Genomic DNA, 11,582 nt, shown 5'->3' with positions numbered 1-11,582 from the left:
CATCAACTACTAAAGCATCATTATAATGACCTTTAATTTCAAATCTTCTTCCAACACCAATATACTTAACAATACTTTCCTTAATATCTTCTACACTTATTCCAGAAACTATAGAAGCTATTATAGCCGAAGTAGCATTGTAAATATTGTGTACACCAGGAACTGATAATTGGAAAGTACCTAAATCTTTTCCAAAATAAGTTAAATCAAATGATCCAAAGCCTTTATCATTAAAATGAATATTTTTTATAATAGCATCATTAGAAGATTCTTTACCATACTTAATTACAGTAGCTTTAACATCATGTAATATTCCCGCAGTATTAGGGCTATCACCATTTATTATAAAGTGACCATCTTTAGGCAATAATTTTCCGAACTTGTTAAACGATGCCTTGATTTCATCTATTCCAGAGAAATAATCAAGATGATCTTCCTCTATGTTTAAAACGATTGCTATTTTAGGGTTAAAATTTAAAAAACTATCAGTATACTCACAAGCTTCTGTTATAAAGTTTTGAGAATTACCTATTTTTACATTACCACCAATGGATTTTAAATTACCACCAACTAAAATTGTTGGATCTAAGTTTGTAGAATCAAAAATAGTTGATAATATAGAAGTAGTTGTAGTTTTTCCGTGTGTACCTGAAACTGCTATTGAGTTTTTGTATTCTCTCATTATTTGTCCTAAAAATGCAGCTCTATTTATTGTCAGTATATTTTTTTCTTTTGCAGCCATAAGCTCTTCATTATCTGGATGTATAGCAGCAGTATAAACAACCATATCTAATCCATCAACAATGTTTTCTTTTTTTTGGCCTATATAAATTTTTGCACCTTGAGATTTAAGTTTATCTGTCATTGAAGATTTACTCATGTCTGAACCTGAAACTTCATATCCTTTATTAAGACATATTTCAGCTAAAGCACTCATACTTATTCCGCCTATTCCGATGAAATGTATCTTCATATATAAAACCACCTTTCATTTTATTTATTTCTATAATAAGAACAATTTTTGTGGTATAATTAAACAATGTTCAATATTCTAAGTATAATATGCATATACTACTTCATATATATTATATTTATAATTACAAAGATATATGAAGCATAACTAACATTATATCATATAATAAAATCTTATGCATTAGTTACTTTAAATCATAAATAGTTGTAATTGTAGGAGGTTAACGAACCAATGAAGTTTAAAAGAACGGAGAGAATCGGTGCTATCGTTAAGATACTATCTGACCATCCAAACAAAATTTATACACTGAGTTACTTTACAGAAAAATTCAATGCTGCCAAATCTACAATTAGTGAAGACCTTTTAGTTGTGAAGAACGTTTTCGAAAAATTACAATTAGGAAAGGTAATAACGATTTCTGGAGCAGCTGGTGGAGTAAAATACATACCTAAAACATCAATAGAAGAAAATCAAAACTTCTTAATGGAATTATGTGAAAAAATAAGTTCGCCAGATAGAATCCTTTCAGGTAGATTTGTATATTTAATAGATTTAATTTATGACCCAAGTGTTGTAGCTAAGATAGGTAAAGTATTCGCATCAAATATAGATTATTCAGAAGCTGATTGTGTTGTTACAATGGAAACTAAAGGTATACCAATGGCTCTTATGACTGCAAAAGCTATGAATTTACCATTAGTTATTATAAGAAAAGATATAAAGGTATCTGAAGGTCCAACATTAAGTATGACTTATGTTACAGGAGATAACTCTAAAGTACAGAGTATGAGCTTACCAAGAAAAGCTCTTAAACCAGGAAGTAAGGTTATTCTTATAGACGACTTTATGAGAGGTGGAGGAACTATAAAGGGTATGACTCAACTAATGAACGAATTTGGAGCAGATGTAATAGGAACGGGAGTATTTATAACAACATCTACGCCAGAAGAAAAATTAGTTGAAGATTATATATCTTTAATAGAAATAGATACAAGAGATAATGAAATAATAGTAAAACCAAACTTAAAAACATTTAAAGATGAATATAGAACTGAAGATATAATAGAAGATGTTTTAGATGAAATAGAAGATGAAATTAATTAATAATTCTAACTAAAAATAACGTATAAAAAAAATTTTTAATAAAAATTTAAAAAAGTTTAAAAAATAAAAAAGGAATTTATTAAAAAGTATAGAATTATTTACCAAACAGTTTATAATTATATTGGGTAAATTGTATTTTGTCAAAATCACAAAGGGGGGATATTAAGGTATGAACATAACTGACGTAAGAGTAAGAAAAATTACTGATGAGGGGAAAATGAAGTGTATAGTTTCTATAACTTTTGATAATTTATTTGTAGTACATGATATAAAAGTTATAGAAGGTCAAAATGGATTATTTATAGCTATGCCAAGTAGAAAAGTTGGGGAAGGAAACTTCAGAGATATAGCTCATCCAATAAATGCTGAAATGAGACAAGTACTTGAAGATGCAGTATTAAAGGCTTATGAAGAAGCTTTGGCTCAATTAGAAGTTGCAGCAGAATAAAAATAATTTAGAATTTAATTAATTTATAATAAATGAGTCGTTATATCGACTCTTTTTTTGTGAAAATTTAAATGTATTTTTTTATTATTATTGAGAATAATAATAAAAAATTACAATAATGAAAAATATTATTATATTTGAAGAAATATTGACAAAAGTATGAAATAAAATTATGATATTATCATAACATATAAATATAAAAATTATTTTTAAGACAAAAGCAATGATAAGAATAAGTAGTAATTAGAATAGATATACAGAAAGTAACCGGTAGATGAGAGGTGCATATACTACTATTTATGAATACATCTTTGAGCTTCGCACTGAAAGGTATAAACCTAGTAGGCTGTGACGTATTTAGTACACGTTATAGTACTTAGTATTAATAAAAATACTAGTTGAGGTAAATAGTGTGAGCTATTTATGAACAAAGGTGGTAACGCGAGATATGCTCTCGTCCTTTTATAGGACGAGAGCTTTTTTATTTCCCGGAAATTATATTTTTTATAAACAACAAGAAAATTTGATTTAATATTAAATAAAAGGAGAGGATAACTATGACAGTATATGAAGAATTAGTTGCTAGAGGGTTAGTTGCTCAAGTAACAGATGAAGATGAATTAAGAGAACTTATAAATGCAGGGAAAGCTGTATTCTACATAGGATTCGATGCTACTGCAGATAGTCTTCATGTAGGACATTTTATGGCATTATGTTTAATGAAGAGGCTACAAATGGCAGGAAATAAACCTATAGCACTTATAGGTGGTGGAACAACTATGGTAGGTGACCCATCAGGAAGAACAGATATGAGACAAATGATGACACCAGAACAAATAAACCACAATTGTGAATGTTTCAAAAAAACAAATGAGTAAATTTATAGATTTCTCAGATGATAAGGCTATATTAGTTAATAATGCAGATTGGCTAATGGGATTAAATTATGTTGAATTATTAAGAGAAGTTGGATCTCATTTCAGTGTTAATAGAATGCTTACTGCTGAATGTTATAAAAACAGAATGGAAAGAGGACTTAGTTTCTTAGAGTTTAACTACATGATAATGCAAGCATTTGATTTCTATACTTTATACCAAAAATATGGTTGCCAAATGCAATTAGGTGGAAATGATCAATGGAGTAACATGTTAGCAGGAACTGATTTAATTAGACGTAAATTAGGAGAAAATGCTTATGCATTAACTATAACTTTACTTCTTAATTCAGAAGGAAATAAAATGGGTAAAACTGCAAATGGTGCAGTATGGTTAGATCCTAATAAAACTTCTCCATTTGAATTCTATCAATACTGGAGAAATGTTGCAGATGCAGATGTATTTAAATGTATGCGTATGCTAACATTCTTACCATTAGAAGAAATAGAAGCTATAGAAAAATGGGAAGGTAATAGAATAAATGAAGCTAAAGAAGTATTAGCATTTGAATTAACTAAACTTGTTCATAGTGAAGAGGAGGCTATAAAAGCTCAAGAAAGTTCAAGAGCATTATTTACTGGTGGTGCATCAGAACATATGCCTACAACTGAAATTAGTGAAGATGATTTAACTGATGGAGTTATAGATATAATATCTTTATTAGTTAAGAGTGAACTTGCTCCAACTAGATCAGAAGGAAGACGTAATGTAGAACAAGGTGGAGTAACTGTTGATGGTGAGAAAGTTACTGATTTCAAAGCTGTATTTACTAAAGAAGCTTTAGCTGGTGATGGTATAGTTATAAAACGTGGAAAGAAAAAATTCAAAAAAGTAATTTTAAAATAATAAAAACAAATAATGCAATATAACAGCAGCTAAATTTTAATAGTTGCTGTTATTTTTGTACATATTAATATAACCCAATGATTACAAAAACCTAGCATTTTTTGATAAAAAATGCTATATTATTAATGATAATAAGACGATTGAATTATATACTATTAGCAAAAAAATACAGACTAATAATAACAATTATAAAAAACTTTACTGAAATGGAGTGAAAATATGAACTTTAAAGCCATAATTCTTGCAGCTGGAAAAGGTACAAGAATGAAATCGAAATTACCAAAAGTTGTTCATAAGGTATGCGGAAAAGAAATGGTAAATCATATAATAGATGTATCAAAAAAATCTGGTGTTACTGATGTTGTTACTATATTAGGTCATGGATCAGAAGTAGTAGAAAATATATTACCAGAAGAGACTATGATTGCTATGCAAACTGAACAGCTAGGAACAGGTCATGCTGTTAAAATGGCAAAAGAATACATAAATGATGAAGACACAATAGTTATTTTATGTGGAGATACTCCTTTAATCAAAGAAGAAACTCTAAAAAAATTATTTAATTATCATATAGAAAATGATTATACAGCAACGGTTTTAACTACAAAGGTTGACAACCCAACAGGATATGGAAGGGTAATAAGAGATAAAAATGAGGATTTACTTAAAATTGTTGAGCAAAAAGATGGAAATGCTGAAGAATTAGCAGTAAATGAAATTAACTCAGGAATATACTGTTTCAAAGGTAAGATGCTAAGAGAATCGTTAGATTTACTTGATAACAATAATGCTCAAGGTGAGTATTATTTAACTGATACAATAAAAATATTAAGAGACAAAGGTTTTAAGGTTGGAGCATTTAATGGTTCTACTATAGAAGAATTAATGGGAGTTAACTCTAGACTTGAGCTATCTAAAGCAGAATGTCTTATGAGAAAAAGAATAAATGAGTTCCATTTATTAAATGGAGTTACAATAATAGATCCACAATCTACTTATATTGAGGCTGATGTTGAAATTGGTCAAGATACTACGATATATCCAGGAGTCATGATACATGGAAAAACTATAATAGGTAGTGAGTGTATAATAGGAATGAATTCATCTATAACAAATTCATCAATCGGTAATAATACAGAAATTAAGAATTCTACAATAATAGATAGTACTGTGGGAGATAATACTACAGTTGGTCCTTATGCTTACTTAAGACCAAAAAGTAATATAGGAAACCATGTTAAAATAGGTGACTTCGTAGAAGTTAAAAATGCAACTATAGAAGACTATTCTAAGGCATCACATCTTTCGTATATAGGAGATGCTCATGTTGGTAAAGATGTAAACATAGGTTGTGGAGTAGTATTTGTAAACTATGATGGCAAGAATAAATTTAAATCAGAAGTAAAAGATGGAGCATTTATTGGTTCTAATTCAAATTTAATTGCGCCAGTAGTTGTTGAAGAAAAAGGGTATATTGCAACAGGATCTACAATAACTGATGATGTACCACAAGGAGCTCTTGCAGTAGCTAGAGAAAGACAAGTGGTAAAAGAAGGTTGGGTAGCAAAAAAAGAAAAATAGATGGATATAAATAGCTAATTATTTTTTAGGTAAACACCTAATAATATTTATATAATTTTCAGGAGGACAAGTAATGAACACTAGCGGAAGCGAGATTAAAATTATTGCAGGTAATTCAAATAAAGAGTTAGCTGAAAAAATCGCAGAGTATATAGGAGTAAAGGTTGCAGATTGCCAAGTAACTACATTTAGTGATGGCGAAATAAGCGTAAATATTAATGAAACAGTTAGAGGTTGTGATGTATTCGTAGTTCAATCTACTAACAACCCAGTTAACAACAATTTAATGGAATTATTAATAATGATAGATGCACTAAAGAGAGCATCTGCAGGAAGAATAACAGCAGTTATACCTTATTATGGATATGCAAGACAAGATAGAAAAGCTAAGGCAAGAGATCCAATCACAGCTAAATTAGTAGCTAACTTAATAACAGCTTCAGGAGCAGATAGAGTATTAACTATGGATTTACATGCTTCACAAATACAAGGATACTTTGATATTCCACTGGATCATTTACTAGGAGGAAGTTTATTAGCTAATTACTTTAATGAGAAGGGAATAGAAGATTTAGTAGTAGTTTCACCAGACTTAGGAAGTGTTACTAGATCAAGAAAATTTGCTAATCAATTAGATGGGGAAGTTCCACTAGCTATAATAGACAAGAGAAGACCTAAAGCAAATGTTTGTGAAGTAATGAACTTAATAGGGGATGTAAAAGGTAAAAATGTTATCATGTTAGATGATATGATAGATACAGCAGGTACAATAACAAATGCTGCAAATGCATTAAAAGAGTTTGGAGCTAAGGAAGTATATGCTTGTTGTACACATGCAGTTTTATCTGGTCCAGCATTACAAAGAATAGAAGACTCTGCAATTAATGAGTTAATAGTTTTAGATACTATAAGACTTCCTAAAGAAAAGCAACTTGATAAAATAAAAGTATTAACAGTAGCAGAAATGTTTGGAGAAGCAATTAAGAAAATATTCTCTAACGAATCTGTAAGTGTTTTGTTCTAATTGGAAAATTAAGCCACCTAGTTTAAACTAGGTGGTTTCTTTATATAATTCTATTATTTTGTTGATTTTTATTTGTATAAAATTATTAATAAAAAACTATAATATTAGATACTTTATTTTAATTTGAGGAGAAAGTATGGATATTTTTAGTATATTAAAAAAAGCTATTAATTTAGAGGCATCTGATGTACATATAATAGAAGGAACTTATGCAAAGGCTAGAATAGTAAATAAGTTTGTAAATCTTACAGAGAATATTTTAAGTGGGTTAGATATAAAAAATATGGTAGTAGAATTGATAGGATATGATAAATTAGAAAGAATTCAAGAAAAAGGTCAAATAGATATTTCATATTGCTTACAAACAGGAGAACGATTTAGAATAAATATATATTTACAGAGAGGATATTATTCTTTATCAATTAGATTAATAAAAAAATATATTCCGCCATTTGAGTCATTAAATTTACCTCCATCGCTTCTTGATTTCACTAAAAAGAAGAAAGGGTTAATATTAATTACTGGACCTACAGGAAGTGGTAAATCAACTACATTAGCAAGTCTTATAGATATAATAAATCATACTAAACAAAGCCATATAATAACTTTAGAAGATCCTATAGAGTATATTCATTATCACGATAAAAGTATAATTAGTCAAAGAGAAGTAGGAAAGGATTTAATAAATTTTAATGAAGGGTTAGTATCAGCCCTTAGACAAGATCCAGATGTAATATTAATAGGCGAAATGAGAGATACACAAACCATATCAATAGCACTAAGAGCAGCAGAAACTGGTCATTTAGTACTATCAACCTTACATACAATCGGATCAGCAAAAACTATTGATAGAATTATAGATAGTTTTCCAAGTAATCAACAAGAGCAAATTAGATGTCAATTTTCAACTGTTTGTGAAGGAATAATATCTCAACAGTTGTTACCTTCAAAAGATGAAATGAATAATATCGTAGCCACAGAAGTTATGATACCTAACCCTGCTATTAGAAATTTAATAAGAGAAAATAAAATTTATCAAATAAAAAATTGTATTCAGACAGGGTTAAAACAAGGTATGCAATCTATGGATCAAGATTTAATAAGATTATTTAAGGAAGGAAAAATTTCAAAAGAAGTTGTATTAAATAATTGCACTGATTATGAATATGTAAATAGATTTATAAGCAATTAGTATATAAAAATATTGGGGAAAATAAAAAGTACTACTATTAATTATATAAAAGTAATGATTTATTTTATATTAATTTTAATATTTATAGTTTTATCTTTTATATCAGAGAAAATTATATATATTTTAGATAAAAGTATAGATAAAAACATAAGTAACAAGATTTTAATATTATTACCAAACATGATAGTTCCTATTTTAATATATACTAAGTATGAGTTAAATATGAAATCAATAAGTTTTATAATGTTAATTCCATTTTTAACATTAATATCAATAATTGATTATAAGACAACTTATGTATATGATATAACAATACTTAGTGGTATAATTATGCAGGGTGTTATTTTTATATTTAGCACAGAGCTAAAAAGTAATTCAATGAATCATTTAAAAGGATTATTGATAGGTATTGTCCTATCATATATAGTATCAAAAATAACCAAATCATTAGGTGAAGGTGATGTTTGGTTTTATGGACTTTGTTGTTTTGTAATTGGTAAAAAATATGCTTTATTTATGATGTATTTGTCTATAGTATTTGCTAGCATATACGGACTATATATCATATTTGCAAAGAAAGGATCTATAAAATCATCAATTCCATTTACACCTTTTATATCCTTAGCCACAGTATTAGTAATATTGACACAATGGGATATAATGAATTTATATTTTGACATATTGAGAATAAATCTATAAAGGAGGAGAATAATGTATATAATAGTAGGACTGGGGAATCCAGGAAAACAATACGAGAACACTAGACATAATGTTGGATTTAATGTAATAGATATTTTAGCAGAGGAATATGACATAAGTGTAACTAAAATGAAGCATAAAGCCTTAATAGGAGAAGGAAGAGTTGGTACTGAAAAGGTGGTACTTGTAAAGCCTGTAACATATATGAACCTTAGTGGAGAGTCACTAGCTGAAATATATAATTTCTATAAAGTTGATACAAATAATATTGTAGTTATATATGATGATATTGATTTAGATGTAGGAAAAATAAGAATTAGGAAAAAAGGTAGTGGGGGAACTCATAATGGAATGAAATCTATAGTGAAATGCTTAGGCACTACTGATTTCCCAAGGGTAAGAGTTGGTGTATCTAAACCAGAACCAGGAAGGGATTTAGCAAATTTTGTTCTTTCTAAATTTGCACCAGACGAAGTGGCAGATTTAAAAGAAGGTCTAGAAAAATCAGTTCTTGCAGTAGATTCAATCATTAGAGAAAATATAGACTTAGCTATGAATAAATATAATGGAAAATAATCAGGAGGGCTTATATGAAGGATGTATTATTATATCCTTTGCAAAATTTAAATGAGTATAGGGAAATAATTAGCTATATTGAAAATAGTAAAGGAGCGGCATTAGTTAACGGCTTAATACCAGTACAAAAATCACATATAGCTTATTCCATATTTAAAGAATTAAAAAGACAAATCCTTTTTATTGCAAATAGTGATTTAGAAGCTAAGAAAATTTATGAAGATTTAAATTACTATATTAAAGGGAAGGTAGAGTATTTAGGAAGTCAAGAAATTTATTTTTATCATTTAGATGCAAAGGACAGAAGCGAAGAAGCAAAAAAATTAAAAACTTTACTTAAATTAGCTAAGGGAGAAAAGATAATAGTAGTAACATCAGCAGAAGCTATTTTAAGAAAATATATACCGAAACAAGTGCTAGTAGATAATATCACTACTTTTAAGGTAGGAGATATAGTTGATATAGATAAATTGACTAATACCCTTATAAATTTAGGATATGAGAGAGTATCAAAAATAGAAGGGTTTGGCCAATTTAGTATAAGAGGTGGAATAATAGATATTTTTTCTTTAGAGTACACTAATCCTATTCGTATGGAACTGTTTGATGATGAAATAGATTCTATACGAACTTTTGACGTTTTTTCTCAAATGTCTATAGAAAAAATAAAGAAACTTGTTATTACTCCATCTAGAGAATTCATATATCCTAAAGAAATGGATAAAATAGTAAAAAGTTTGAAAAAAGATATAAATGATTATACGGATGAGGATACTGTATGTAATATAGATAAAATATCTAGTAAAACTTATTTTGAAGGAATTGAGAATTATATAGATTATATTTATCCTCAAGAAAATAAGAGTATTTTTACTTATCTTAAAGATGATGCGGTAATTTTTACGCAAGATATAACGAGATTAAAAGAAAAATGTGAAAATTACTTTGAAGAATTTAAAGAAAATTATAAATTAAATCTTGAGAGGGGATTGGCACTAAAAAATCAAGGAAAGTTAATCTATACTTATAATGATTTAAATTATTTAATAGAAGATAAGTCAATAATATTAAATACTCTATTAGCAAGACAAATTAATGAATTTGATATAAAAAGAATCATTAACTTTGACTCAAGAGAGGTTCCAACATATAACAGTAAATTAGAATTATTAGCAGAGGATTTAAATAGACTAAAATATAATGGTCATAAGGTTGTATTAGTAACAAGTACTCTAGATAGAGCTAAGAAGTTAAGTAAGGATTTGCTTGAGTATAATATAGAAGCTATTGTCTCTAAAACCAGAGATATTGAAATTAAGTCTTCACAGGTAATAATTATTCCAGGACATATAAGTAGAGGATTTGAATACAAAGCTATCAAATTTATAGTTATTACAGATAATGAAATAATAGGTGTTCAAAAGAGAAGTTCATCTAAAAAGAAAAAAAATAAGTCTAAAAATGGAACTAAGATAGAATCATTCTTAGATTTAAATGTTGGAGATTATGTTGTTCATGAAAATAGTGGTATAGGTAGATATACTGGTATAGAACAAATAGTAGTCAATGGAATAAAGAAAGACTATATAAAAGTAATTTATCAAGGTGGAGATAATCTTTATGTTCCAATAGATCAAATGGATAAGATTCAAAAATATATTGGTGCAGATGTAGAAAGAGTTAAGTTAAATAAGCTTGGAACTAGTGAATGGAGTAGAGCAAAGGCAAAAGTTAAAAGGGAAATAGAGGATATGACTAAAGACCTTATAGAACTTTATGCTAAGAGGGAAAAAGTCAAAGGGTTTAAATTCTCTAAAGATACAGTTTGGCAAAATGAGTTTGAATCCCTTTTTCCTTATGAAGAAACAGAAGATCAGTTAAAAGCTATAAAAGAAACTAAAAAGGACATGGAATCTTCTAAGGTTATGGATAGATTAGTCTGTGGTGACGTTGGATACGGTAAAACGGAGGTAGCAATAAGGGCTATATTTAAAGCTTGTATGGATGGGAAGCAAGTAGCTGTATTAGTGCCTACAACTATTCTTGCTCAGCAGCATTACAATACTTTTAAGGAAAGATTTGAAGATTATCCTATAAGAGTGGAAGTATTGAGTAGATTTAAAACTGCAAAGCAACAAAAAGATATTATAAATGATGCTAAAAAAGGTTTAATAGACGTATTAATAGGAACTCATAGAATTGT

General features: G+C 28.3%; 9 protein-coding genes, 1 pseudogene and 1 other annotated feature. Of the genes and pseudogenes, 9 read left to right on the top strand and 1 reads right to left on the bottom strand.

Going from position 1 to position 11,582, the window contains the following annotated elements:
* On the bottom strand, nt 1-973 hold a 973-nt coding region (locus tag J7G74_RS00790), incomplete at its 3' end, for a UDP-N-acetylmuramate--L-alanine ligase (RefSeq protein WP_297130509.1).
* A 231-nt stretch (nt 974-1,204) separates the two neighbouring features.
* Between J7G74_RS00790 and purR the strand changes: the two genes are divergently transcribed.
* The 9 genes and pseudogenes from purR to J7G74_RS00745 all read left to right on the top strand — a co-directional run.
* Nucleotides 1,205-2,077 carry a pur operon repressor gene (gene purR, locus J7G74_RS00785; RefSeq protein WP_297130506.1) on the top strand — a complete coding sequence of 291 codons (873 nt, stop codon included), beginning with the start codon at nt 1,205-1,207 and terminating at the stop codon, nt 2,075-2,077.
* A 169-nt stretch (nt 2,078-2,246) separates the two neighbouring features.
* Nucleotides 2,247-2,525: a septation regulator SpoVG gene (gene spoVG, locus J7G74_RS00780; RefSeq protein ID WP_018591966.1), complete on the top strand. Its 279-nt coding sequence runs from the start codon at nt 2,247-2,249 to the stop codon at nt 2,523-2,525.
* A 214-nt stretch (nt 2,526-2,739) separates the two neighbouring features.
* Nucleotides 2,740-2,990, top strand: a binding site (T-box leader).
* 92 nt (nt 2,991-3,082) lie between these two features.
* A pseudogene (gene tyrS, locus J7G74_RS00775) lies at nt 3,083-4,307 on the top strand (tyrosine--tRNA ligase).
* Between the two features lie 219 nt (nt 4,308-4,526).
* Nucleotides 4,527-5,888: a bifunctional UDP-N-acetylglucosamine diphosphorylase/glucosamine-1-phosphate N-acetyltransferase GlmU gene (glmU, locus tag J7G74_RS00770; protein WP_297130500.1), complete on the top strand. Its 1,362-nt coding sequence runs from the start codon at nt 4,527-4,529 to the stop codon at nt 5,886-5,888.
* A gap of 73 nt (nt 5,889-5,961) precedes the next feature.
* On the top strand, nt 5,962-6,912 hold the full coding sequence (locus J7G74_RS00765; protein ID WP_297130498.1) for a ribose-phosphate diphosphokinase: 951 nt from the start codon (nt 5,962-5,964) through the stop codon (nt 6,910-6,912).
* Nucleotides 6,913-7,048: 136 nt separating this feature from the next.
* On the top strand, nt 7,049-8,104 hold the full coding sequence (locus J7G74_RS00760) for a type IV pilus twitching motility protein PilT (RefSeq protein WP_297130495.1): 1,056 nt from the start codon (nt 7,049-7,051) through the stop codon (nt 8,102-8,104).
* 12 nt (nt 8,105-8,116) lie between these two features.
* On the top strand, nt 8,117-8,803 hold the full coding sequence (locus J7G74_RS00755; RefSeq protein ID WP_297130492.1) for a prepilin peptidase: 687 nt from the start codon (nt 8,117-8,119) through the stop codon (nt 8,801-8,803).
* 12 nt (nt 8,804-8,815) lie between these two features.
* On the top strand, nt 8,816-9,379 hold the full coding sequence (gene pth, locus J7G74_RS00750; protein WP_297130489.1) for an aminoacyl-tRNA hydrolase: 564 nt from the start codon (nt 8,816-8,818) through the stop codon (nt 9,377-9,379).
* Nucleotides 9,380-9,393: 14 nt separating this feature from the next.
* On the top strand, nt 9,394-11,582 hold a 2,189-nt coding region (locus J7G74_RS00745; protein ID WP_297130486.1), incomplete at its 3' end, for a CarD family transcriptional regulator.

This window comes from Terrisporobacter sp. (genome assembly GCF_017888745.1).
In the GTDB taxonomy this organism is placed as follows: Bacteria; Bacillota; Clostridia; order Peptostreptococcales; family Peptostreptococcaceae; genus Terrisporobacter.
The sequence above is the reverse complement of the archived record's forward strand: the minus strand, read 5'-3'. Positions and strand labels throughout refer to the sequence as shown.

Coding starts and splice junctions, on each gene's coding strand:
- spoVG (WP_018591966.1), top strand. CDS start 2,247: ATGAACATAACTGACGTAAGAGTAAGAAAAATTACTGATGAGGGGAAA.
- J7G74_RS00765 (WP_297130498.1), top strand. CDS start 5,962: ATGAACACTAGCGGAAGCGAGATTAAAATTATTGCAGGTAATTCAAAT.
- pth (WP_297130489.1), top strand. CDS start 8,816: ATGTATATAATAGTAGGACTGGGGAATCCAGGAAAACAATACGAGAAC.
- purR (WP_297130506.1), top strand. CDS start 1,205: ATGAAGTTTAAAAGAACGGAGAGAATCGGTGCTATCGTTAAGATACTA.
- J7G74_RS00760 (WP_297130495.1), top strand. CDS start 7,049: ATGGATATTTTTAGTATATTAAAAAAAGCTATTAATTTAGAGGCATCT.
- glmU (WP_297130500.1), top strand. CDS start 4,527: ATGAACTTTAAAGCCATAATTCTTGCAGCTGGAAAAGGTACAAGAATG.